21 protein-coding genes are annotated in these 23,143 nt (G+C 66.5%); 11 read left to right on the top strand and 10 right to left on the bottom strand.

Going from position 1 to position 23,143, the window contains the following annotated elements; all coding sequences use genetic code 11:
* Positions 1 to 8: 8 nt before the first annotated feature.
* The 7 genes from AC5RUM_RS04585 to AC5RUM_RS04555 all read left to right on the top strand — a co-directional run bounded on the left by AC5RUM_RS04585 (position 9) and on the right by AC5RUM_RS04555 (position 7,496).
* Positions 9 to 1,550 (top strand): amino acid permease, encoded by a 1,542-nt coding sequence (locus AC5RUM_RS04585; RefSeq protein ID WP_494033807.1) that lies wholly within the window; start codon positions 9 to 11, stop codon positions 1,548 to 1,550.
* A 193-nt stretch (positions 1,551 to 1,743) separates the two neighbouring features.
* Positions 1,744 to 1,992 (top strand): SCO4226 family nickel-binding protein, encoded by a 249-nt coding sequence (locus tag AC5RUM_RS04580; RefSeq protein WP_494033806.1) that lies wholly within the window; start codon positions 1,744 to 1,746, stop codon positions 1,990 to 1,992.
* A gap of 138 nt (positions 1,993 to 2,130) precedes the next feature.
* Positions 2,131 to 3,495: an MBL fold metallo-hydrolase gene (locus tag AC5RUM_RS04575; protein ID WP_494033805.1), complete on the top strand. Its 1,365-nt coding sequence runs from the start codon at positions 2,131 to 2,133 to the stop codon at positions 3,493 to 3,495.
* A gap of 35 nt (positions 3,496 to 3,530) precedes the next feature.
* Entirely contained in the window at positions 3,531 to 4,025 is a 495-nt protein-coding gene (locus AC5RUM_RS04570) for a universal stress protein (protein ID WP_494033804.1), read from the top strand.
* 117 nt (positions 4,026 to 4,142) lie between these two features.
* Positions 4,143 to 5,459 (top strand): ATP-binding protein, encoded by a 1,317-nt coding sequence (locus AC5RUM_RS04565; protein WP_494033803.1) that lies wholly within the window; start codon positions 4,143 to 4,145, stop codon positions 5,457 to 5,459.
* Positions 5,460 to 5,553: 94 nt separating this feature from the next.
* Positions 5,554 to 6,180 carry a transmembrane-type terpene cyclase gene (locus AC5RUM_RS04560; protein ID WP_494033802.1) on the top strand — a complete coding sequence of 209 codons (627 nt, stop codon included), beginning with the start codon at positions 5,554 to 5,556 and terminating at the stop codon, positions 6,178 to 6,180.
* Between the two features lie 53 nt (positions 6,181 to 6,233).
* A complete protein-coding gene (locus AC5RUM_RS04555; RefSeq protein WP_494033801.1) occupies positions 6,234 to 7,496 on the top strand; it encodes a low temperature requirement protein A in 1,263 nt (420 codons plus the stop codon).
* Here the strand turns inward: AC5RUM_RS04555 and AC5RUM_RS04550 are convergent.
* The 3 genes from AC5RUM_RS04550 to gluQRS are packed head-to-tail and all read right to left on the bottom strand — an operon-like array spanning position 7,471 to position 10,047.
* A complete protein-coding gene (locus tag AC5RUM_RS04550; protein WP_494033800.1) occupies positions 7,471 to 8,487 on the bottom strand; it encodes an NADP-dependent oxidoreductase in 1,017 nt (338 codons plus the stop codon). The two genes, AC5RUM_RS04555 and AC5RUM_RS04550, sit on opposite strands and share 26 nt — an antisense overlap.
* Before the next feature lies 1 nt (position 8,488).
* A complete protein-coding gene (locus tag AC5RUM_RS04545; protein ID WP_494033799.1) occupies positions 8,489 to 9,139 on the bottom strand; it encodes an HD domain-containing protein in 651 nt (216 codons plus the stop codon).
* Positions 9,140 to 9,165: 26 nt separating this feature from the next.
* Positions 9,166 to 10,047, bottom strand: a complete 882-nt coding sequence (gluQRS, locus tag AC5RUM_RS04540; protein WP_494033798.1) for a tRNA glutamyl-Q(34) synthetase GluQRS — start codon at positions 10,045 to 10,047, stop codon at positions 9,166 to 9,168.
* Positions 10,048 to 10,404: 357 nt separating this feature from the next.
* Here gluQRS and AC5RUM_RS04535 point away from each other — a divergent pair, with 357 nt between their 5' ends.
* Both AC5RUM_RS04535 and AC5RUM_RS04530 read left to right on the top strand, forming a co-directional pair.
* Positions 10,405 to 10,863 carry an Lrp/AsnC family transcriptional regulator gene (locus AC5RUM_RS04535; RefSeq protein ID WP_400580777.1) on the top strand — a complete coding sequence of 153 codons (459 nt, stop codon included), beginning with the start codon at positions 10,405 to 10,407 and terminating at the stop codon, positions 10,861 to 10,863.
* 187 nt (positions 10,864 to 11,050) lie between these two features.
* A complete protein-coding gene (locus AC5RUM_RS04530; RefSeq protein ID WP_494033797.1) occupies positions 11,051 to 13,792 on the top strand; it encodes an FG-GAP-like repeat-containing protein in 2,742 nt (913 codons plus the stop codon).
* A gap of 87 nt (positions 13,793 to 13,879) precedes the next feature.
* Here the strand turns inward: AC5RUM_RS04530 and AC5RUM_RS04525 are convergent, their stop codons facing one another.
* Complete coding sequence (locus AC5RUM_RS04525) at positions 13,880 to 14,335, bottom strand: Lrp/AsnC family transcriptional regulator (RefSeq protein WP_494033796.1); 456 nt, start codon at positions 14,333 to 14,335, stop codon at positions 13,880 to 13,882.
* Between the two features lie 104 nt (positions 14,336 to 14,439).
* On the opposite strand from AC5RUM_RS04525, the gene AC5RUM_RS04520 reads away from it, so the two are divergent.
* Complete coding sequence (locus AC5RUM_RS04520; protein WP_494033795.1) at positions 14,440 to 15,087, top strand: LysE family translocator; 648 nt, start codon at positions 14,440 to 14,442, stop codon at positions 15,085 to 15,087.
* Positions 15,088 to 15,099: 12 nt separating this feature from the next.
* Here the strand turns inward: AC5RUM_RS04520 and AC5RUM_RS04515 are convergent, their stop codons facing one another.
* The 5 genes from AC5RUM_RS04515 to AC5RUM_RS04495 form a co-directional block, all read right to left on the bottom strand.
* A complete protein-coding gene (locus AC5RUM_RS04515; protein WP_494033794.1) occupies positions 15,100 to 15,459 on the bottom strand; it encodes a nuclear transport factor 2 family protein in 360 nt (119 codons plus the stop codon).
* Between the two features lie 70 nt (positions 15,460 to 15,529).
* Entirely contained in the window at positions 15,530 to 16,492 is a 963-nt protein-coding gene (locus AC5RUM_RS04510; protein ID WP_494033793.1) for a hypothetical protein, read from the bottom strand.
* A gap of 26 nt (positions 16,493 to 16,518) precedes the next feature.
* Positions 16,519 to 17,022, bottom strand: coding sequence for a DUF456 domain-containing protein (locus tag AC5RUM_RS04505; protein ID WP_494033792.1), 504 nt, complete (start codon positions 17,020 to 17,022; stop codon positions 16,519 to 16,521).
* 136 nt (positions 17,023 to 17,158) lie between these two features.
* The gene (locus tag AC5RUM_RS04500; RefSeq protein ID WP_494033791.1) at positions 17,159 to 18,364 is read right to left on the bottom strand and encodes an NAD(P)-dependent malic enzyme; all 1,206 of its coding nucleotides are present in this window, start codon (positions 18,362 to 18,364) and stop codon (positions 17,159 to 17,161) included.
* A gap of 280 nt (positions 18,365 to 18,644) precedes the next feature.
* Complete coding sequence (locus tag AC5RUM_RS04495; RefSeq protein WP_494033888.1) at positions 18,645 to 19,244, bottom strand: TetR/AcrR family transcriptional regulator; 600 nt, start codon at positions 19,242 to 19,244, stop codon at positions 18,645 to 18,647.
* A gap of 574 nt (positions 19,245 to 19,818) precedes the next feature.
* Between AC5RUM_RS04495 and AC5RUM_RS04490 the strand changes: the two genes are divergently transcribed.
* Positions 19,819 to 21,786: an FG-GAP-like repeat-containing protein gene (locus AC5RUM_RS04490; protein ID WP_494033790.1), complete on the top strand. Its 1,968-nt coding sequence runs from the start codon at positions 19,819 to 19,821 to the stop codon at positions 21,784 to 21,786.
* Positions 21,787 to 21,840: 54 nt separating this feature from the next.
* On the opposite strand, the gene AC5RUM_RS04485 is transcribed toward AC5RUM_RS04490, so the two are convergent.
* Entirely contained in the window at positions 21,841 to 23,142 is a 1,302-nt protein-coding gene (locus AC5RUM_RS04485) for an MFS transporter (RefSeq protein ID WP_494033789.1), read from the bottom strand.
* Between the last annotated feature and the right edge of the window lies 1 nt (position 23,143).

Here is a 23,143-nt window from a genome sequence, read left to right as displayed (position 1 = left end):
GATCCCCCATGCCCAACCCCCAACAGGGCGCCGCTACCGAAGCGGCCATCACGGACCACACCGTCCCGGCCCAAGCCCACGCCACCGAATCGCTCCTTCACGCGGAGGACAAGGGCTACCACAAGAGCCTCAAGCCGCGGCAGATCCAGATGATCGCCATCGGCGGCGCCATCGGTACCGGTCTGTTCCTCGGCGCCGGTGGCCGGCTCAACGCCGCAGGACCTTCGCTCGTGATCGCCTACGCGGTCTGCGGGTTCTTCGCCTTCCTCATCCTGCGCGCCCTGGGCGAACTCGTCCTGCACCGCCCCTCCTCGGGGTCGTTCGTCTCCTACGCCCGTGAGTTCTACGGCGAGAAGGCCGCATTCATCTCGGGCTGGTTCTACTGGATCAACTGGGCCACCACCACCATCGTGGACATCACCGCCGCGGCCCTGTACATGAACTTCTTCGGCAACTACGTCCCCTGGATGGCCGCCGTGCCGCAGTGGGCCTGGGCGCTGATCGCGCTGGTTGTTGTGCTGTGCCTGAACCTCGTTTCGGTCAAGGTCTTCGGCGAGATGGAGTTCTGGTTCGCGCTCATCAAGGTCGCAGCCCTGGTCGCATTCCTCCTCGTCGGCACCTACTTCGTCATCTTCGGCACCCCGGTCGCCGGGCAGGAAGTCGGATTCAGCCTCATCGCCGACAACGGCGGCATCTTCCCGAACGGGCTGCTGCCAATGATCATCCTGATGCAGGGCGTCCTGTTCGCCTACGCCTCCATCGAGCTCGTGGGCACCGCCGCCGGCGAGACCGAGAACCCTGAGAAGATCATGCCCAAGGCCATCAACTCCGTGGTCTTCCGCATCGCCGTCTTCTACGTCGGCTCCGTCATCCTGCTGGCGCTGCTCCTGCCCTTCACCTCTTACGAAAAGGGCGTCAGCCCCTTCGTGACGTTCTTCGGCTCCATCGGCATCCAGGGCGTGGACGTCATCATGAACCTCGTCGTCCTCACCGCGGCCCTGTCCTCCCTGAACGCCGGCCTCTACTCCACCGGCCGGATCCTGCGCTCCATGTCCGTCGCCGGCTCCGCCCCGAAGTTCGCCCAGCGCATGAACAAGGCCGGCGTCCCCTACGGCGGCATCGCCATCACCGCCGGAGTATCCCTGCTCGGCGTCCCGCTGAACTACCTCGTCCCCTCCCAGGCCTTCGAGATCGTCCTGAACGTCGCCTCCGTGGGCATCATCGTCACCTGGGCCACCATCGTGCTGTGCCAGATGCAGCTCAAGCGCTGGGCAGACAAGGGCTGGCTGAAGCGCCCCTCCTTCCGGATGTTCGGCGCCCCCTACACCGGCTACCTCTCCCTGCTGTTCCTGCTCGGCGTGCTGGTCATGGTCTTCATCGACTCGCCCCTGACCCTGCTGGTCACGATCGTGGCATGCGGGTTGATGGTGGGCGGCTGGTACGCCTGCCGGAAACAGATCCACGAGATCGCCGAAACCCGCGACGGGTTCACCGGCATGTCCCCGGTGGTCGCCAACCGTCCCGGGCCAGGAGCGGCTGACCGCATCTGACCCCTCCGGCTAAGCGTGAACGGGCTTTTGATCGCGACGGCGGCACGTGCGGTTCTGTTTTCACTGAACCGCACGTGCCGCCGTCGTTCTGCCTTTAAGTGGGCACCAAATCCTCTTGACGGGGGCAGGGCACAGGTCTACCGTCAGCCCCATCCCGGGTATTCATCGTCGAACAAAATTAGGGAGCGTCATCATGCCGGAATTCATGGATGTCCACCGCAACATGGCGGGACTGACTCAGGAAGCGCTCAAGCAAGCACATGAGGCCGACCTCGCTATTCAGAGCGAGGAAGACGTGGTGTTCAAGAACGCCTGGGCCGACCCCGACTCCGGGCTTGTCTACTGCCTCTCCGAGGCGCCTTCCGCGGATGCCGTGAAGCGCATTCATGAGCGCGCAGGTCATCCCGCAGACGAGGTCCACGCCGTCCCCCTGAAGGTCTGAAACCGCCAGGCCACGGCATTTCTGCACCACTTTAGGCCGCGCAAAGAGGCACCGGCCCGGCCAACCAGGGCCGGTGCCTCCGTGCAGGCCGGCATAGTGGAGCAGAACAGCGGGAGTGTCGCGGGAAGGACGGGTTTTATGGACGTTGTTGTCATCGAGACCCCGCAACTCGGGGACCGCAGCTACCTGGTCCACGACGGCCACGTGGGCCTGGTGATTGACGCCCAGCGCGACACGGACCGGATCGAGGAAGCCGCCCGCGCAGCCCGAGTGCGCATCACCCACGTCGCCGAAACCCACGTCCACAACGACTACCTCACTGGCGGCCTGACCCTTGCCCGCGCCCACGGTGCCGCCTACCTGGTCAACGCTGCGGACGCAGTCGGTTTCGAGCGGGAGCCCATCGCCGACGGCCAGACGGTGCCGATCGGCCGGCTGTCACTGCGCGCCGTAAGCACCCCCGGGCACACGCACACCCACCTGTCCTACATCGTCACCTCGGAGGACGGGGAGCAGGCGGTATTCTCGGGCGGCAGCCTGCTGTACGGCTCGGTGGGGCGGACCGATCTGCTCGGACCGGCAGACACCGATGAACTGACGAGGGACCAGTACGCATCGGTCCGCAGACTGGCCGATGAGGCCGGTCCCGCGGCCGCGCTGTATCCCACGCACGGCTTCGGATCGTTCTGCTCGGTGGGACCGTCCACTTCCGCCAGGTCATCGACGATCGGCGAGCAGCTCACCACGAACCACGCACTCACTGATCCTGATCCCGAGCACTTCGTCGCAGAGCTCCTGGACAATCTTGCGGCCTACCCCTCGTATTACGCGCACATGGCTCCGATAAACCTCACCGGTCCGCCGCCCCCGGACCTGGGCCTGCCCGAGCCGCCGGACGCCGACGAGCTGACCCGCCGGCTGGCCAACGGCGAATGGGTGGTGGACCTGCGCCGCCGCATGGCCTTCGCCAGCAATCACCTGAAGGGCGCCGTGTGCTTCGAATATGGCTCAGGATCCATGTTCAGCTCCTACCTGGGCTGGGTCATCCCCTGGGGCGAGAAGCTGACGCTGGTGGGCAGCCGGGACGACCTGCAGAGCGCCGTCCGTGACCTCTCCCGGATCGGCATCGACCGGCCGGATGCCGCGGTCGGAACAGAGCCCGCAGCGCTGGCACCGAACGCCCCGGTGGCCTCCTACCCGCGGGTCGACTGGGCCGCCGTCGTCCTTGAGAAGCCGGCCGCCGACACCGTCCTCGATGTGCGGCGGGCCGATGAGTTCGCCGAGTCCCACGTGGCAGGTGCGGTGAACGTGCCGCTGCACGAGCTGCTGGGCCGGCTTGGCGAGCTCCCGGAAGGCCGGATCTGGGTGCACTGCGCCTCGGGATACCGTGCGGGGGTGGCCGCAAGCCTCCTGCAGCGGGCCGGCCGGGATGTGGTGCAGATCGATGCCCGGTTCCGCGAGGCCGCCCCCGCCGGCGTGCAGGTGCAGGGGCCGTCCGGCTAGGGCGCAAGAGAATCCTCGTTTCGAAGGAGAACACGATGGACGCGGAAGGAAAAGTGGTCGTCGGCGTCGACGGCTCGGAATCGTCGGTGCAGGCGCTCCGGCTCGCGGCCCGGCTGGCGCCCGCCTTGGACGCCCGGATCCACGTCGTCGCCTGCTGGGACTTCCCGCAGATGTACGCCGGCTACATCCCCCCGGACTTTGCGGCGTTCGAGGAGTCCGCCGCGAAGACCCTGGCCGAGACCATCGCCAAAGCCTTCGGGCCGGCTGGGCAGGATGCGCCGGAGGGACTGAGCCAGGAGCTGGTCCGCGGGCCGGCAGCTGCCAAGCTCGTGGACGCCGGAGCCGGTGCGGCGATGCTGGTGGTGGGGCGCCGCGGCCATGGCGGGTTCCTCGGCATGCACCTGGGATCCGTGAGCTCGGCCTGCGTTTCGCACGCCGACTGCCCGGTCCTGGTGGTCCACACGGACGGCAGCCAGCGCACGCATCATGTCCGGAAGGGCGCCAAGGGCCAGGACCCGTCCCAGCCGTAGATCCTGTCCTTTCCCGGGCGTAACAACGTACCCGCAACCCCGTACGCGGGCGCGATCACCTATGCTCAGCAGAGCACCTGAGCCCAGGCTCAACGACGAACCCACAGGAGCAATGTCATGACCAACTGGCGAATCAGGGACTTTCACACGGCGGACCTGGACGGCATCCTGCACCTGTGGGAGTCCCTTAAGGCCACGAATGTTGAGCCCGTTTACGCGCTCTCCGAAGTGCTCGCGTCGTGCGAAAAGGACCATGCAGTGGTGGCGGTGCAGGGCGACCTGGTGGTCGGTGCCGCCGTCGGCCGTGCCGCCCATGACCAGGGCTGGATCGTCTTCCTGGCCACCCTCCCCGAGTACCGGGGCCGCGGCATCGGCACCTCCCTGCTGGCCGCCGTCGAAAACCGGATGGCCCCGCACGGGCTGAACAAGCTCTCCGCGCTCATGCCGGAATCCGAAACCCGGGTGGAGGCTTTCCTGAGCCAAGGCTTCCTGCTGAAGAAGAACCTGCGCTACTTCGAGCGGACCATTCCCGTTCAGCGACAGGAGCTTGAGCCGCTCAGCCTCCTCGGCGGCCGTGTCCTCGCCCGGGACCTGTGGGAGAACGTGGCCGGCATGCGCCGCGAGAAGGAGCTGCTGGAGCGCCGGCTGGTCCTCCCGCTGGCCGAAGCCGACCTTGCCGACGAATTCGGCGTGGTGCCGCCGCGCGCCGTCGTGCTCTTCGGTCCGCCGGGAACGGGCAAGACCACCTTCGCCAAGGCGATTGCCTCCCGCCTGGAGTGGCCGTTCGTGGAGGTGTTCCCCTCCCGGCTGGCCTCCGATCCCAAGGGCCTCGCCGGTGCCCTGCGCGAGACGTTCCTGGAAATCGCCGAGCTCGAGCATGCCGTGGTGTTCATCGACGAGGTGGAGGAGATCGCCTCCCAGCGCTCGGGTGAGCCGCCGTCCCCGCTGCAGGGCGTCACCAACGAACTCCTCAAGATCATCCCGGCCTTCCGCGAACAGCCCGGCCGCCTGCTGGTCTGCGCCACCAACTTCATCCGCGCCCTGGACTCGGCCTTCCTGCGCCACGGCCGCTTCGACTACGTCATTCCCATCGGGCTGCCCGACCGCCAGGCCCGCGAAGCCATGTGGCAGCGCTTCATCCCCGCCGCGGTGGTGGACGACGTCGACGTCGAACTGCTGGTGGACCGCACCGAGGGCTTCTCCCCCGCGGACATCGAGTTCGCGGCGCGCAGCGCCTCCCAGCGGGCCCTGGAAAAAGCAGTGTACGACGACGGCGGGCTGGCCTCAGGGGGCACCGTTTCCGTCCGCGAGGCCGTCCGGAAGGGTCCCGCCACGGAGGACTACCTCGACGCCATCGCCGACACCCGGACCACCGTGAGCAAGGAAGTCCACGAGCAGTTCCTCGAGGACATCGACGCCCTGGGCCGCGTGTAGCTGCGCGCCGTTTCGACGGTTCCCTGCTGGCTAGACGCGGGCTGACGTCGAGTGGGCACGGAACCGTCGAAACGGCGACGGGAAGGAGGAAACTGTGATCCTGTTCCTGACTGTTGTGGGCGGGCTGGCCTGGACGGTCGTGTACATCGAGGCCATACGGATCGGTTTCAGGGACCGGAGTTATGCCATTCCGGCGGCGGCCCTGGCGCTGAACTTTGCCTGGGAGGTCATCTATGCCTCACGGTCCGCCGTTACGGGGCTTTCCGCGCAGGGTGTCTTCAACATCGCGTGGGCGCTGGCTGACGTCCTGGTCCTGTACACCTTTTTCAGGTTCGGCAGGTCCGAACTCCCGCCGTGGGTCACGCAGAAACTCTTCGTCGGCTGGGGCATCCTGCTGGGCGTTGCCGCCTTCGCGGTGCAGGGGCTCTTCGTCGTGGAGTTCGGCTGGGACGACGCCGCCAAATACGCTGCCTTCCTGCAGAACCTGCTGATGTCCGGGCTGTTCATCGCCATGTTCGTGACCCGGGGCGGCATGCGGGGACAGTCACTGCTCATTGCGGTGGCGAAATGGATAGGCACGCTCGCGCCCACCATCGTCTTCGGCTGGTACGGGAACTCACCGCTGATCCTGGGCGTGGGTGCCCTCTGCAGCGTCTTCGACCTGGCCTACATCGCTCTGCTGTGGCGGACCGGCCTGCGCTTCGGCACGCCAGCGGCCTGATACGCGATTGACCTGCTGGAGCAGCCGCTGCCCGTGGCGGTACGCTTTGAGCCATGCCCTCCAATCCCCTCCGGCACGCCATGGCCCGCATGGGCGGACGCGACCCGCATGAGCATCACAGGACAGCCACCCCGCTGGAGCTCTTCTTCGACCTGACGTTTGTCATTGCCTTCGGAGTGGCCGGAAGCCAGTTTGCCCACGAGATCGCCGAAGCCCACTTCGGCGCCGGGCTGCTGGGCTTCTCCTTCGCGATGTTCGCCGTGATCTGGGCCTGGATCAATTTCACCTGGTTCGCCAGCGCCTACGACACCGACGACTGGGTGTTCCGCGTGGTTACGATGGTCCAGCTTCTTGGCGTGCTGATCCTGGCCATGGGCATCGAACCCATGTTCCACTCGCTGGTGGAGGGGCACCACGTGGACAACACGGTCATCGTGGGCGGCTACGTCATCATGAGGCTGGCGCTGGTGTTCCAGTGGCTCCGCGCGGCACGGCAGGACCCCGCGCGCCGCCAGACCTGCCTGCGTTACGCAAAATACCTGGCCGTCGTGCAACTCGGCTGGATCGCTGTCCTGGTCATCCAAGCCGATGTCCCCACGACATTCCTGATGGCCGCACCCCTGTTCATCCTGGAGATGGCCACACCCTACGTCGCCGAGCGCTCCATGCGGACCCCGTGGCACGCGCACCATATCGCCGAGCGCTATGGGCTGCTCGCCATCATTGCCTTGGGTGAATGCCTGATCGGAGCCATCGAGACCCTCCGCGCGATCGTGACCAACCACGGCTGGAGCGTGGATGCCGCGTTGGTGGGCTTCGGCGGCACGGCCCTCGCATTCTGCATGTGGTGGATCTACTTCATCCTGCCCGCCGGCCCCGCCCTGCACCTCCAGCGGCACCGGTCATTCTTCTTCGGTTACGGGCACATGCCCATCTTCGCTGCCATCGCCGCAACTGGCGCCGGACTGCACGTGGCTGCCTACTACATCGACCATGGGGCCCACATCAGCGCCGCCATGGCCGTGGCCAGCATTGCGGTACCCGTGGCGCTGTTCAAACTCTCCCTGACGTGGTTGTTCAGCGTCATGATCTGCGTGGACCGCACCGTCATTGCCGTGGCTGTCGGCGTCGTGGTCGCGTTGGCGGGCAGCGTTGGACTTGCCGCCGCCGGGGTCTCAGTGCCCGTCTGCTTGCTTGTGATTGTGCTGGCGCTGGGCGTTTCGATTGTCATTGATGAGAAGCGCGGCACAGCGAAAATGAGCGCAGCGCTGGAGCAATTGGAACGGAGGGCTACTGGGGCGCGGCCGGCATTGTGACCACGATTTTCCCCTTGGCATGGCCCTGCTCCAGGGCGGCGAAGGCTTCAGCGATGCTGCCGAGCGGATACTCGCTGTCAACGACGGGCTGAAGCGCCCCCTTATCCACCAGCGTGGCGAGGAAGCGCAGGTCATCCGCGCTAGGATGCATGAAAAGGTAGCGGTAGCTTGCGCGCGCCCGCCTTGCCCGTAATCGGACCGGAAGGCTGATGGCCCAGAAGAGTGCCGCGACCCAGCCGGAAGCGGCCAGGTCCTTCCGCGCAGTCAGCGGCTCGGGGACTCCGGCGATCGACACCACCATGCCTCCCGGTTTGAGGATATTGAAGGACTGCTTCAGCGTTTCGCCGCCCACCAGGTCCAGCACGGCGTCATAGTCCCGAAGTTCGTCGCCAATGCGATTCCGGGTGTAGTCGATCACCCGGTCGGCGCCAAGTCTCCGCACCAGTTCATCGCCGCGCGGTGAGGCCGTGGTGGTCACCTCAGCGCCAAAGTACTTAGCCAGCTGGATCGCCAGAGTTCCGACACCGCCCGCGCCACCGGAGATGAAGAGGCTGGTGCCCTTCCCGACGGAGAGTTCGTCGCGCAGGGCCTGAAGTGCCGTAAGACCAGCCAGCGGCAGTCCGGCCCCTTCAACGAATCCCAGCGACACCGGCATGACGGCGACGAACCCCTGCGGCACGCACACAAGCTCTGCAAAAGCGCCGAGGGTGGCACTGTCCACGCACGCATACACACGGTCCCCGATTTCGAAGCCGCTCGTTCCGGGGCCCAGGGCGTCGACCCTTCCGGCCACCTCGCAGCCGGCAATGATGGGAAGCCGGTGGCGGCCTATGGGCCGCAGCTTTCCCTGGCGCAGCTTGTAGTCGACCGGATTGAGCCCTGCGGCAGCCACGCGAATCCGCACCTCCCCGGATCCGGGGCGCGGTTCGGGAACGTCCCGGAACTCCATGGCGTCCGCCGCGCCGTACCGGGTGAGGACGTACGCGAGCATGCTAGTCCCTGGGTGCGCCGCCCGGCTCGGCGGTCTCGCCAGGCTCCATCAGCGGCTTAGGCTCGGCCAGGGGCCCAGGCTCGACCGGCGGCTCCGGCCAGGGCGCGCCCGGCGTCTGGTCCAGTTCCCCAAGCAGCCACGGGTTGATCCGCTGCAGGATCTTCCGGACTTCCTCCTCGGGAACGGCGGCGTACAGCACGGGCCGGGCATCGGCATAGCGGGTGACCGGCGGCTTGTCCGGCCACTTCTCGGCCAAGGCATGCACGCGCTCCGGGAGGGAGTTGTGCGCGTTGTCGGCAATCTTCACGAGGGTGGCGTCATGGTCCTGGGCGATAAAACGGATGCCGGCCTGATAGTCGTCGGGGTCGTCGTGCAGCCGCTTCGTGACGCGCTCGATGATCCGCACGGCCCGTTCGGAGACGCCCATGTCAAGCAGCGCCTGCCTGGTCATGGGGGTGTCCTCCGCGATGTCGTGGAGGTACCCGGCGATACGGATGTCGTCGTCGAAGTCCTCCAGCGCATCCCCCACGGCCAGCACGTGCTCGCGATACGGGCGCTTGAGCTTGTCCTTCTGACGGTTATGCGCCACTTCTGCAAGGACCTTGGCGGTCTCTACGGTGAATCGTGCTTCCGGCAATCCTTGTTCTGGCATACCCTCAGCGTACCGACCGCCTCCAACTACACGCCCGGCCAGACCCAGGGCCCGCGCGGGAGGGCCGCAGGATCGAACGCGCCGAGTGCTGCCTCCAGGGAATCTGCCGGGAGATCCAGCGAGTCCAGGATCATCCGCCGGACAGCATCTGCCGGCATGCCGACGGCGGCGAGATCGCGCAGCGTGACGGCCCCGTCCCGCTTGGCCAGCCGTGCGCCGTCGGCGTTCACCACGAGCGGCACATGGACATATTCCGGAACAGGCATACTAAGGAGTGATGCGAGGTAGGCCTGCCGGGGCGTCGATGGGAGCAGGTCATCACCCCTCACCACCTGGTCTATGCCCTGTTCGGCATCATCCACCACCACGGCCAGGTTGTACGCCGTCACACCGTCGTTGCGGCGGAGTACGAAGTCGTCCACCACTCCGGTAAAGGTGCCGTGCATGGCATCCTGCACCGTCCACTCCGTGGCGGTGGACCGCAGCCGGACGGCAGCGGGCCGGACCGAGCGCCTGAACTCCAGTTCCGCCCTCGAGAGCCTCCGGCAGGTTCCCGGATATGCGCCCTGGGGTGCATGGGGCGCGGACGGCGCTTCCTGGATTTCCCTGCGCGTGCAGAAACACTCGTAAGTCAGCCCTGCGGCGGCCAGCCGGCCGATCGCGGCCGTGTACAGCGGCTCCCTGTCGGTTTGCCTCACGACGTCGCCGTCCCAGGACAGGCCGACGGCGGCCAGGTCGCGGAGCTGCTGTTCCTCCGCCCCGGCGCGGGCACGGTCCAGGTCCTCGACGCGCAGCAGGAAACGCCGGCCGGTGGACCGCGCAAACAGCCACGCGAGCATCGCCGTCCGCAGGTTGCCCACGTGAAGTTCACCGGACGGGCTGGGGGCGAAGCGGCCGGCACTAGTCATGTCGTCCAGCCTATGCCGAACAGCACAAGAGCCCCTCAGCTACCGCGCTGTCCCGCGTACGCGGGGCTCGGTGGCTCAGGGGCTCTTGCCGTACCGGTTCCTGGCTGCGGAAGTGCGGCACTGCTTGCGGAGTGACGATGCGTGAACAAGTGTCAATCAGCGGCGGCCTCCTTGCGGGAAGCGTCGTCCAGGAACCGGGTGGTGTGCCGGTAGTCCTGTGAGCCTGTGGGGTTTGGCGGTAGCCGCGCCCTTGTTGCCACTATTTGAGCAGAAGTCATACAGTAGGCGCAAAGGGCGCCCGTGAATGTGGTCAGACTGTTCACTGGCGGTGCGTCAGACCGACAGGGAGTGATCAGATTGCAGCAGCTGGATGCCACCGACCGGAGGATCCTCGCCGCGCTCGACGACGACCCCCGGGTCCCCATCATGGTCCTCGCCCAGCGCCTCGGCCTGGCCCGCGGCACCGTCCACTCGCGGCTGGAACGGATGACCGAGTCAGGGGCGCTCCGCCCGAACAGCAGCCGCGTGCTTCCTGCCGCACTGGGCCGTGGCGTGGCGGCGGCAGTCAGCGCCGAGCTGGACCAGAGCCACCTCAACGAGGCCATTGCCGCCCTCCGGGACATCCCGGAAGTGCTGGAGTGCCATGCACCGGCCGGTGACACCGATCTGCTGATCCGCGTGGTGGCCACCAGCCCGGACGATCTCTACCGGGTGTCCGAAGAGATCCGGCTGTGCCCGGGGATCGTCCGGACATCCACGAGCATGTTCCTTCGGGAGGTCATTCCCTACCGGACCACCGGTCTGCTCGGCGGCTGACGGCGTGCCTCACGCGCCACGCCGGACCTGCGCAAATCATGAGCTAAAACTGCGGCTATTCTGACGGCGGTCCTGCGGTGCCGACTGTAGCCTGAATCAGCACCTGCCGCCGGAGTCCGTCCCCTGGCAGCCGGTGCGCCCTCCATCCCAAGGTCTCAGCCAGGGTTCGGTCTCACTAAGGAACTCCATGCGCTCATTTTCCCGTTCAATCGCCGCAGCGACCGGGCTGCTGGTCTTCGCCGCCGGATTGGTCTCCCTTCCCGCGAGCCCCACGTTCGCTGCATCAACCGATCAAACGGCGGATCACGCCACCGATGCTCCCGCGACACAACTCGTACCCGGCACCCCGCACGGGGAGCACATGTACGAATCAGCGCCGGGCGTCCCCATGGACACTCCGCCGGCCGGAACGGCCCTCCAGGCAGAAGCCGGGGTCCTTGCTTCCGCGCCGATGACGGTGAAGCTCGTGACAGCGAAGCTCGCCGACAACAAGAACGCCGTCTCCATGACGGCGGCGGACCAGGCGATCGTAGCCACCAGCAATTACTGGAAGGCTATGTCCAACGGGCGCATCTCCATGACCGTCACGAGCCGGCTCGCGGGGCACCAGTCGGCTGCCACATCCTCGATGTCCTACTACGACATGATCAACAAGATCACATCCGAGCTGAAGTGGACCTACAGCACCAACACCGCGCTCGTGGTCTTCGTTCCCACCGCCACCCTCTCCTACGGTGCACTGGGCGCCGGCTTCAGCAGCAACGGCAACAGCGGCCGCGTCCTGATGCCGCAGATCAACACCACCTTCACCAAGAGCGTTCTCACCCACGAGTTCGGCCACGTGCTGGGTGCCATGCACGCGGACGCCCTGCAATGCGGCAGCGGCGCCAGCGACGTGGGGACCACCAGCACCGGCCAGTTCAAGGACTCCAGCTGCTACATCCGTGAATACGGCGACACCACCGACCTGATGGGTGCGTCGCGGTACAGCATGCCCGTGGTCAGTTCCCCCTTCTGGGACTCTCGGGGACTCGGCCGGGGCGATGAGGTCCGCGACCTGGGGATTGCGTCAGGCATCAAGAGCTACACGCTGCGGCCGTGGGGCGGCGCACTGGCGAATCGGGCCCTCAAGTTCACCGACCCCGTGAGCCGTGAGACCTATTACCTCGAGCTGCGGCAACCGGTGGGCTACGACAGCTACCTGAGCAGTGACTACGCCGGCAACCGGGGCGTGAAGATCGTGCAGCGCGGCGGAGCGACTCCTGTCTCATCCCTGACGCTCATGCCGTCCACCGTTCCCTTCAGCGGCTACTACAGCGCGAACCACGCCTGGCAGGCCGGACGCACGTTCACCACGCACGCCGGGACCACGGTGACGATCAACACCGTCACTGCCGACTACGCCACCGTGACCATCAACGCCGATCCCGCGCTGCGGGCAAAGATCCAGTTCTCCGCCGGCGACTTCAACGGCGACGGGCGTGCTGACGTGCTCTCCCGCGAGTCCGACGGTTCCCTCATGCTGCTCGCCGGCCAGGCCGGGAACAAGCTCGGGGCACCCGTCCGGTTCGCTGGCGGCTGGAACATCTTCAACACGGTGGTCGGCGACGTCGACTTCACCGGGGACGGATTCCCGGACGTCTTCGGCCGCACCTCGGCGGGCGAGTTCTGGCTGTACCCGGGCAACGGCAAGGGCGGTTTCCTTCCCCGCATCCGCATCGGGGGCGGCTGGCAGATTTTCCAGCGCCTCGTCACTCCCGGCGACGTGACCGGCGACGGAAAGGCAGACCTGGCCGGCATCAAATTCGATGGAACACTCTGGGTGTACCCCGGCAACGGCAAGGACGGCTTCCTGCTCCCCAGCAATGTGGGCGCCGGATGGGCTACCTTCAACGCCGTCGCTCCAGCCAATGGGTTCAGTGGCACCCGCGGCGGGCTGTTCGCGCGCAGCCAGAGCGGATCGCTCTACTTCTACCCGGCAAACGGGGCCGGCGGATTCCTCGCACCCACCAGCCTGGGGGGCGGCTGGGGTTCGTTCAAGGACCTCATCGGCGGACACGACTTCACCGGGGACGGGCAAAGGGACCTGCTGGTCACCACCGCAACAGGCCCCGCCTCGCTCTACCCCGGAAACGAGACCGGCCGCTTCGCCACCCGGGTCACGGTTCCCGGCGTGGACTGGGACGAGTTCCGCCAGGTCTGGGAAGCCGGCGACGCCACGGGTGACGGCCGCGCGGACATCTTCGCGCTAACACCGCAGGGAACGCTGTGGCTCCACCCCGGCAACGGGTCCGGCGCTTTCCAGACTGCCCGGCAGCTCAACTCCGGATGGCAGACCTATGACCAGATCTTCAGCGCCGGCAACTTCGACGGAGCCGGCGGCCTGGACCTGATAGCGCGGGATGCGGCCGGCGTGCTCTGGGTCTACCCCACCGACGGGAGGGGCACCATGCTGCCGAGAAAGCTCCTGGGCAGGTCCCTGACCGGCTTCAGCCGGTTCCTGTCTCCGGGGGATTTCACCGGCGACGGAAAGAGCGACCTCTTTGCCCAGTCACCGGACGGCCAGCTCTGGCTCTACCCCGGCAACGGTGTGGGCGGCCTGCAGCCGCGCAAGGCGCTCGGATACGGATGGAACGCCTTCGACCAGATTGTCAGCGCCGACGACTTCACCGGAGACGGCAGGAACGACATCATGGCCCGCACCCCCGCCGGCGCGCTGTGGCTCTATCCAGGAAACGGCGGAGGCGGTTTCCTTCCGAGAAAGCAGCTGGGCAGCGCCTGGAACATCTACAAGTCCATAGCGAATGTGGGCCGGTTCGCCGGGACCGCCAGCCCTGGCCTCATCGCGACGGCGCCGGACGGCAAGCTGTGGCTGTACGCGGGCAACAGGCAGGGAGGCTTCCAGGCGTCCGTCCTGAACCCCCGCTAGAGACCGGTCGCCCAACAAAACACCACAACGGCAGGCCGCGGAAGATCCCCTTCCGCGGCCTGCCGCGTTTAACCTGCCGTGTTTAAGCTATACCGGCGGCCCGGCATTGGACTTGAGGTTCTTCATCACCAGCGTTGACGTGAGCCGCTCGACGCCGGGCAGCACCGTCAGTTCACTGTCGTAGAACCGCTGGTAGGAAGGCAGGTCTTCCGCTATCACCTTGAGCAGGTAGTCCGGCGAGCCGAACAGCCGCTGCGCCTCCACGATGTTGGGGTTCTCGGCAACCCGGTTCTCAAAGATCTCCATGGTGGGCTGGTCCACCTGCCGCAGTGTCACGAAGACGATGGCTTCGAACCCCAGCCCGACGGCGGACGGGTCAATGTCCGCCTTGTATCCGCGGATCACCCCCGAGGCCTCCAGGTCACGGAGCCGGCGGTGGCACGGTGCCACGGTCAGCCCCACCTTTGCGGCGAGCGCCGTGGCCGTCATCCGGCCATCCTCTTTGAGGTGGCGCAAAATATTTCTGTCAATGTGGTCGATCACGCAAAGATCTTACCCGGACGATGGCGGCCTGCGCGAAATCAGGGAACACTTATGGCGGCAAATTTCCTAGGCTTTTCGCATGCCCGTCAACGAGGAGCCCCGCCATGAATCCTGAGCTTTTCCTAGCCTTCGTGGTGGTCGCCGCGGCCTTGGCCTGCACGCCCGGTGTGGACTGGGCCTACACCATCGCGGCCGGGCTCGGACGCCGCAGCTTCGTGCCTGCGGTGGCGGGCCTGTGCAGCGGTTACGTGCTGCATACGGTTCTCATGGTGGCCGGGCTGGCAGCCCTGCTGGCGGCCCTGCCGGGGCTCCTCGGATGGATCACGGTCGCCGGGGCCGGCTACCTACTGTGGTTGGGAAGCGCAACCATCCGGTCCTGGCGGAGTGCGAGCTTCACCATCGCCGGTGCAGCGGATAATTCCGGCAGTAACCAGCTCCGGTCGTTCTTCCAGGGGATGGGGACCAGCGGCATCAATCCCAAAGGCCTGCTGTTCTTCATTGCCCTCGTGCCCCAGTTCGTCAGTGCCGAGGCACCGCTGCCCGTGCCGGTGCAGTCGGGGCTGCTTGGCATGACGTTCGTGCTGCTGGCGGCCGTCGTCTATACCGCCGTGGCCCTGCTGTCCCGGAGGCTGCTCCAGTCCCGGCCGGGCGCCGCCCGCCGGGTGACACTGGCGAGCGGAATCATCATGGTGTGCCTCGGCGCCGCGCTCCTCTTCGAGCAGCTGGTGCCCCTCCTCGTGGGGCCCGCCTAACAGCAAAAGGCCTCACGTCTTGCGCTCCATGAACCACTCGGTGAAGGCAGTCGCCCGCCCGTCCGGTGCCAGCCGGATGACCCATAGGTTTTCGTAGCTGGGCCGGTCGTCCAGGTAGGTGGTGCGTCCCTGGACGAAGGCGAGGTCGCCGTCGGATCCGAGCACGGACCACTCGAACCTCCAGTCCTCGGGTTCGTCGCCGGAGGCGATCCACCGGTCCACGATCTGCTCACGGCCGCGCCAGGCGTCCGGGTCGTACGGGCGGGTTGCGTAGACGGCGTCCTCGGTGAAAAGCGCCCGGATATCGTCCGGCGCATTCGTTTCCCACGCTGCGATGTACTTTTCCATCCATTGCCTGATTGCGTCAGTCATTTGTCCGTTGTACCCCCGGGCCAACCCGCCGACAAGAGCCACGGGGTGGAGACTGGCTGCGACGGCGCCGTCAGCCGCCGTCCAGCTCCTTCCACTCCTGTTCCCAAAGCCTGCGCGCCTCCACGTCCTTGCGGATGACCTCGAAGGTTTCGAGCTCCGCGCGCCGCCGCCGCCAGTCCCGTGGGTTCAGGGATTTCCGGCCGTTGTCCAGCACGAGCAGGGCGCGGTCCGTGATGGCGTCGTTGCGCAGCGCCAAATTGGTTTTCCGCCGCCGCAGGACTTCCTTCAGCGCCCGCTGCGCGTGCTCATGGGCGCCGAGGCGGCGGAGGGAGCGCCCCCGGAGCAGCAGCAGGGCCGCGGAGAGGTCGTCGGCGTTGAGCAAGCCTTCAGTCCAGACAACCACTTCCTGGTCGCGCCCCAGAGTGTAGGCCAGGGCGCACCTCGCCAGGGCGGTTGGCAGCGACGGCGGAAGCATGGTCAGCGCTTCAAGCGCGGCTTCAGTCTGGCCCGTCTCGCGCAGGGACTGCGACAGTGCGAGGAACACGGACTCCTCACTGAACAGCACCGGAACCTCGATGCGCTCGGCGACCTCCACCCGGGTGACAACGCGCGTGAGGTAGCTGGCCGCGAACTGGTTCGCTTCGTCGTCGTTCCTGATGCTGAGGCCGCGCTGCAGCAGCTCCACCGCGCGCAGGTACCCGCCCTGCTTGTGCGCGAGCAGGCCGGCCATGACGTAGCACAGGCCCGCCCAGCCGGGGCACTCCCGGCCCACGGCGATCAGCCGGTTCGGGTCGGTGTTGTTGAAGATGGCGTCGTAGACCGCCTTGGCGGTTTTGCCGGGGAGGAGCTTCAGCCTGGGGACGCTGCCATCCACGCCGATCAGGGCGGCATCCCGGCCGCCCAGCACCCCATGGATCAGACCGCCGACGCCCTCGGCGATTTCCCGTACAGGCGTCCGGATCAGCCCGGCGCCAAACGGAGTGAGGTCACGGGTGTCACGGTAGATCGGTCCTGGAATCTGCCCGGCGCTCATTCTTCCATGCTAGTAGCCGCACGAATCTAGCCCGAAGCCATACCAACCCACACGCCGATCACCCAGGTGCTGGCCGCAAGGCAGGCGAGGCCAAACTCCACGAGGATGCCCAGTCCGGTGGCTTTGAGGGCGGCCCAGCTGGTTGTCAGGGCCGTGCCGAAGTTCCGCGTCCGGTGCACCTCGCTGAGCAGCAGCCCGGCGGCGAAACCCACGAAGAGGCCCACCACGGGGATGAGGAACATGCCAGCGATCCCCAGTACGATGCCCGCTGCCACACTCCGGTTGGGAATTTTGTGCTGTTTGAGCTTTCGCCCGGCCAGCACGGCACTCGCTGCCATCCCCGCCAGCACGAAAATCATGCCAATCCCGAACACCACCCAGCCGATGGCCCCTTCACCTCCCCAGATGGCCCAAGCCAGCAGGCCCAGTCCGATCAGGAAGCCGCCGGGCAGCACGGGGATAACGGTTCCGGCCACGCCCACAACGATGGCCAGGCCGCACAGGATGGTCACTAGGGTCTGGGCGTCCATGCCCCCAGTCTAGGGTCCGGCGGCGGGCGACCTCACCGCTGCCTTGAGGTCCCCTCTCCCTTAAAGAATGACGACAGCGGCGCCGCCCGGCAAGGGGGCGGCACCGCCGTCGTGATCCTCAGTCAGATCCGCCGGTTCAGACGGCGTCTTCCGCTGCCGCGGCGGCGACGGCCGCCGTCACGGCCGGTGCCACGCGCGGGTCCAGGGGGCTGGGCACGATGTAGTCGGCGGACAGGTTCTCCGCAGCGAGTTCAGCGATGGCGCGGGCCGCGGCAAGCTTCATGGCCGGGGTGATGCGGCGGGCGCCGGCGTCGAGGGCTCCGCGGAAGATTCCGGGGAAGGCCAGGACGTTGTTGATCTGGTTGGGGAAATCGCTGCGTCCGGTGGCGACGACGGCGGCGTAGCGGGCGGCAACGTCCGGCAGGACTTCCGGGTCCGGGTTGGACAGCGCGAACACGATGGAGCTGTGGTTCATCAGCTTCAGGTGCTCCTCGTCCAGCTTGGAGGACGACACGCCGACGAAGACATCTGCGCCGAGGAGGGCCTCGCCGGGACCGCCGGTGATGCCGCGCGGGTTGCTGCGCTGCGCCATCTCGGCCTTCTTGCTGGTGGGATCGGCGGCGATGTCGGCGCGCTCGGCGCTGATGGCGCCGCGGGAGTCCAGCAGCACCACGTCCTTGACGCCGGCCGTGAGGAGGATCTCCGCGACGGCGATGCCTGCGGCTCCGGCACCGGAAACCACCACGCGCAGGCCTTCGAGTTCGCGGCCGGTGACCTTGGCGGCTCCCGTCAGCGCGGCGAGAACCACGACGGCGGTGCCGTGCTGGTCATCGTGCATCACGGGGCAGTCGAGGGCTTCAATGAGTTTTTCTTCGAGCTCGAAGCAGCGCGGTGCGGAGACGTCTTCGAGGTTGACGGCGCCGAAGCTGGGACGGAGCCGGACCAGCGTTTCCACAATCTCATCCACGTCGGTGGTGTTCAGGACCAAGGGAATGGAGTCCAGCTCACCGAATGCCTTGAAGAGGGCGGACTTGCCCTCCATGACCGGAAGGGATGCGCTGGCGCCGATGTTGCCGAGACCCAGAACGGCGGTGCCGTCGCTGACCACGGCGACGAGGCGCTGAGCCCAGGTGTGGGTCTTCGCAAGCTCGGGATCGGCGTGGATGGCGCGGCTCACCTGGGCGACGCCGGGCGTGTAGGCGATGGAAAGGTCGCGCTTGTTGTCGAGCGGGACGGTGCTGGTGATGGAAAGCTTGCCGCCCTCGTGGGAGGCAAAGATTTCCTGCTCCGTCAGCGCCTCGGCCGCGGTGTTGTCGATGGGGGCAATCGTTTCAGTGGACACGTCGTTGTCTCCTTGGCTAGCCGTGGGCGCACGGCACAGTATGGCTCAAGCGTGGGAGGCTCAAGATGGTCAGGTGCGCGCTTCGCTGACGGGCCCACAAGGTGGCGGGGCCTGTCCGGAAGCCCGCGTGGTGCGGGTTGCTAGCCACTCCGGTCCTGCAATGGTAAACAGTGCTGGACGCCGCTTTTTGCCAGATGAGGCCCGCGGGCGGGATTAACACGGATGTTGTGCCCAAATTCACCCGATATAGCCCCATTTCGGGGCCAATGGTCTAGACCGGTTACGCTGTGTGGCGCATGGAGCGCGGCCTCGGAACCAGCAGCGCGCAGGCGTTCTTCAGGTCTTCCTCCGCCTCGAAGAGCGACAGCCGGCGGCAGCGGACCGACTGGACTAGACCGGTAACGGTCAGCAGCAGCACCCGCGAGATGCCGGCGTCGCCGCTGGCAGAGGTCACCGCCCGCTCGGACAGGGTGTCGATTTCACGAAGCAGCGCGGTGGTATCCCGGTCCTTGATGTACACGCCCTTGCTGAGGCAATGCTCCACGGCGGGCTGCATCACGCGCATGTGGAAAATCTCCATCACAACGCCGGACAGGGCGTGGACGCGCACTGTCCCGGCGCCGGGCCAGCTGCCCACCTTGAGCTCGCTCAGCTGATGCCGGTACAGCGCAAGCATGAGGTGCGTCGCGGACGGGAAGTAGCGGTACAGGGTGCTGAGGGGGACATCAGCCTTGGCGGCAACCTCGGGCAGCGTGACGGACTTGATTCCCTTGCGCGCGAAGCCCGCCGCGACATCCAGGATGCGGGCATACCGGGCCTGCTGCCGGGGCAGGGAAGGAGGAGCGGCCATGGGCGGAAGATCTGGATTAAATTCAAGCATCATCAGTCCGGAGGTTGAGATTCCTGGCAGCCAGGAGAGTCCCCATCCCGATCCTGCCCGCAATTCGCCCCCAACTATACGGCACCGTTTTCGGCCACCGGCCGCTGGCCGGAAAGCAGGCCGAGGCGGCCAGGCAGCGCGGCCCAATGCGTGTGCCAGGGAATTCCGGGAAACCGCCCAGAATGTCGGCGCTGCGGAGTAGTCTCGTCTCACTGGTCTTGTCCGGCCGTTTGCGGCCCGGTCTTCTTTGGGGGAAATTTTGGGGTCGTCTATCTCTGCTGTGCGTTATTTGGCGTCGGCCCGCCGGGTCACCGGTAAGGCGGCTTCATTCCGCCGGCGGATGGGACTGATCCTCTCCTTGGCCCTGGTAGCGCTCCTACTGGTTCCGGCCGCGCCGGCCGCTGCTGCCGACGAACCCGCGCTGACGTCATTCGAACGGACGTCCCCAGCGGTGTTGGAGGCAGGGGGCACGGTCAGTTTCAGCTTCACGACCTCAAAGCCTGTCAGCAGCGTACGTGTGGGGTTGAAGGACGCGGCCGGAAGCCTAGCGGCCGGGTTCTACAACGCTCAGGGCGTGACGTCCGGAACAATTTCCAGGGTGTCGGATGCAGCAGCCTGGCCCAGCGGGGCCGTTCAAGTGCTGGAGGTCACTGTCCGCCTGCTGTCCGGGTCCTACCAGACCTACTACCGAAGCGGTGCAACCACTCCCGCCATGACCATACCCACGACTCTCGGCGCCCTTGCAAGCCAGGACTTCGAGATGAACAACCCGCAGCTGATATTTCAGGATCCTCGGCTGACACTCCTTCGCCCGGCACAGTCTGATCCATACACGCCGGGACAAACTGCAGCCATAGATTTTTCCCTGACCCAGGGCGCCAAGGAAGTCCTGCTCGTTTATACGAACGCGTACGACACGTCGCAATACTCGCTTAAGTGGCAGGACGCCTCAGCAGCGAACCCGGTCAGCGGTGCCGCGACCGCCGCAGTCACCCAAGACTGGACCCCCGGCACATATCAGCTGGACTATGCACGCGTGACGTACCTTGGCGGCCGGGGAGTCACCCACTACTACCGTGACGGCAGGGTAACGCGGATTCCGCGCGACGCACCCAGCTCCGAAGAACCGCTGGCAGCTATAGCCAAAGGTGACTTCACAGTCGACAACCCATCCAAGATCTTCAAAACCATGCAGAGCACCACACCGCCGTGGATCAGTGGGACGGCAACGTCCGCCGACCCCAAGCTGACCGCACAAGAGGGCGCCTGGGATGCACCGGGAGTGGTGTGCTGCACATATCAGTGGCTTCGAAACGGTGTTGCCGTTTCGGGGGAAACGCACAGCGATTACTTTGTGAGCCGTATGGACAGTGGCGCAAAGATCTCGGTACGCGTTACCGCACGGGCTCCCGGGTACCACCCTGCAGCAGCAACGAGCGCCGCCCTCGGTCCACTGCCGCGCCACGTGGAGGCGTACCCGCCGGAAGTTGTCGGTGATTCCTCCGTTGGCGGCACAATACGGGCGGTTCCCAGTTATTCGAGTGTCTTCCCGGCCGGCGGCAAGCCGTCCTACACGTATGCCTGGAAGCGGAACGGCGCGCCGATCCCGGGCGCGACGCGCGGCAGCTACGTCCTCACCGCTGGGGATAAGGGAAAAACCATCACCGTCGACCTGACCGTAAACTACGACTCTGCCAGCAGGACCACGGTGTCCGGCCTGCTGCGTACTGCCATCGCCAACAAAACCAAGGCGCGGGGGTTCAACGCCGACGGCACGCCGGATCTATTTGCCCGCGACAGCGCCGGCAATCTCTTTCTCTATCCAACGAACGGAAGGGCCGGCTGGCTGCCGCGCCAAAAGGTGGGCGCCGGTTGGAACGGATTCGACAAGCTGCTCGCCACGGGTGACTTCAATGGCGACCTCAACAATGACGTGATGGCTCGCGACCGGTCCGGCCGGCTCTTCCTCTACCCCGGCAACGGAAAAGGCGGCTGGCTGGCGAGGGCACAGATCGGCGCCGGCTGGGGAAAATTCAAGGACGTCATCGCCCCGGGAGACTTCACCGGCGACGGCAACAACGACCTCATCGCGCGGGATACCGCCGACAGGATCTGGCTCTACCCGGGCAATGGCCGCGGAGGCTGGCTTACAGCCTTACTTATCGACTCGGGCTGGGGTGAGATAAACCCAATCGCGGCCTCCGGAAAGTTTTCGGGCTACAACACCGTGGACGTCATTGGCCGCGACAGCTTCGGGTACCTCCGCCTCTTCCCTGGCAACGGAAAGGGACAGTTCGCCCTGGATGCGCCGAGTACTTACTTTCAGATCGGCCAGGGCTGGGGCGGCATTCGCGGGTTCGATGCCGCGGGCGATTTCAACGGCGACGGCGACGAGGATATCTATGGCGTCAATGGCGCCGGGAGCCTAACGATGTATTACGGAAACGGCCGGCATGTGTCCACTCACGGCTTGGACAGCCAGGTGTGGAAGGGGCAGGCGGTTGTGGGCAACGGCTGGGGAGGCTTCACGGCGGTGTTCTAATCCGCGGACGAGCCTTCCCCTGTCGGAGCCGGAAAGCAGGCCGGCCAGCGGCTCTCAGTCCACGCCCTTGATCTTCACCACGAACACAGCGCCCAGCAGGCCGATCACCGCGGCGGCGACATAGAGCGCAACGTATCCGCCCCAGAACGCAACGAAGGGCCAGGCAAGGACCGGCGCGATGACCTGCGGCAGGGAGTTGGCAATGTTGATCACACCCAGGTCCTTTCCGCGGTCGCCGGCGCTGGGGAGGACCTGGGTGATCAGGGCGAAGTCCACCGCGAGGTACGCGCCGAACCCGATGCCCAGGACGCTGGCACCCACGATGCCCCCGATCCAGGTGGGAGCAAAGGCGAGGATCAGCGACGCGGCCGCAATGATGGCGGAGGAGGCGATGACCAGGGGCTTGCGCTTGCCCATGCGGTCGCTGAGCCGGCCGCCGATCACGCTCGTGATGATGACGAACACGGCGTACAGCCCGGTCAGCACCAGCACGCCGAACGCCGGCTCGAGTCCTGTGGTTTCCTTCAGGTGCACAGCGTCGGCGAGGAAGAACAGCAGGTACAGCGTGACCATGTGGTTGCCGATGTTGACGAGCAGCCGCGTGATCCACGCCCACGCGAAGTCGGAGTGGCGCAGCGGCCGGATGAAGCTGAGCATGAAGGCACCCCAGTTCAGCGAGGGCCTCACTGCCGCCGGGAGCGGCGCATCGTCGCTCTTGAACAGGTACATGACGACGCCCGCCACCAGTGCTGCGGCGCACACCACGTAGCCTAGGGCGAAATTCCCGCTGACCACGGCGGCAATCACCGCACCGAGAAGGATGCCCACCGTCTGGCCCATCGCTGCCAGGCCTCCGACGGTGGCGCGCTGCGGCACGGGCACCCGGTCGGGGACGGCGGCGGTGATGGCCGCGTAGGCGCCGTTGCATCCTGCCTGCACCAGGCACCACAGGAGCGTCATGACGGCCACGTTCGGCGCCCCGGCAAGGCCAATCAGCGCAGCGGCCCCGAGGATCGCGCCCGCGAGCACCCATGGGACGCGCCGGCCGAAGCGGGACGTGGTCCGGTCGCTGAATGCGCCGAAGAGGGGGTTTGCCACCAGCGACACCGCCGCACCGGCGCCCGTCACCAGTGCCAGGATCGCTTCCTTCTGGCCGGGGTCGAAGTGCTCGGCCTGCTGGCCCAGCAGAACCTGGATGGGACCGAAGAAAGCGGCGTTGATGCCGAGGTTGACCAGGACCACACCGGTGGTCCACACGGGCCTGACCCGGACTGTCGGCTCGGCGAGCGCAGTGCCCTGCCGTGAGCCCACCAGCCCGGGCTCGGGAACTGCACCTGGAATGTCCGACAGACTCATG

Source organism: Arthrobacter sp. B2060 (genome assembly GCF_059090445.1).
This window is presented reverse-complemented; position numbering and strand designations above follow the sequence as displayed.

Bases quoted from the DNA above. Each gene is read 5' to 3' on its own strand.
- AC5RUM_RS04565 (WP_494033803.1), top strand. From the start codon at position 4,143: ATGACCAACTGGCGAATCAGGGACTTTCACACGGCGGACCTGGACGGC.
- AC5RUM_RS04505 (WP_494033792.1), bottom strand. From the start codon at position 17,022: ATGGACGCCCAGACCCTAGTGACCATCCTGTGCGGCCTGGCCATCGTT.
- AC5RUM_RS04530 (WP_494033797.1), top strand. From the start codon at position 11,051: ATGCGCTCATTTTCCCGTTCAATCGCCGCAGCGACCGGGCTGCTGGTC.
- AC5RUM_RS04555 (WP_494033801.1), top strand. From the start codon at position 6,234: ATGCCCTCCAATCCCCTCCGGCACGCCATGGCCCGCATGGGCGGACGC.
- AC5RUM_RS04585 (WP_494033807.1), top strand. From the start codon at position 9: ATGCCCAACCCCCAACAGGGCGCCGCTACCGAAGCGGCCATCACGGAC.
- AC5RUM_RS04495 (WP_494033888.1), bottom strand. From the start codon at position 19,244: ATGCTTGAATTTAATCCAGATCTTCCGCCCATGGCCGCTCCTCCTTCC.
- AC5RUM_RS04550 (WP_494033800.1), bottom strand. From the start codon at position 8,487: ATGCTCGCGTACGTCCTCACCCGGTACGGCGCGGCGGACGCCATGGAG.
- AC5RUM_RS04575 (WP_494033805.1), top strand. From the start codon at position 2,131: ATGGACGTTGTTGTCATCGAGACCCCGCAACTCGGGGACCGCAGCTAC.
- AC5RUM_RS04485 (WP_494033789.1), bottom strand. From the start codon at position 23,142: ATGAGTCTGTCGGACATTCCAGGTGCAGTTCCCGAGCCCGGGCTGGTG.
- AC5RUM_RS04510 (WP_494033793.1), bottom strand. From the start codon at position 16,492: ATGAGCGCCGGGCAGATTCCAGGACCGATCTACCGTGACACCCGTGAC.
- AC5RUM_RS04520 (WP_494033795.1), top strand. From the start codon at position 14,440: ATGAATCCTGAGCTTTTCCTAGCCTTCGTGGTGGTCGCCGCGGCCTTG.
- AC5RUM_RS04545 (WP_494033799.1), bottom strand. From the start codon at position 9,139: ATGCCAGAACAAGGATTGCCGGAAGCACGATTCACCGTAGAGACCGCC.
- AC5RUM_RS04580 (WP_494033806.1), top strand. From the start codon at position 1,744: ATGCCGGAATTCATGGATGTCCACCGCAACATGGCGGGACTGACTCAG.
- AC5RUM_RS04515 (WP_494033794.1), bottom strand. From the start codon at position 15,459: ATGACTGACGCAATCAGGCAATGGATGGAAAAGTACATCGCAGCGTGG.
- AC5RUM_RS04570 (WP_494033804.1), top strand. From the start codon at position 3,531: ATGGACGCGGAAGGAAAAGTGGTCGTCGGCGTCGACGGCTCGGAATCG.
- gluQRS (WP_494033798.1), bottom strand. From the start codon at position 10,047: ATGACTAGTGCCGGCCGCTTCGCCCCCAGCCCGTCCGGTGAACTTCAC.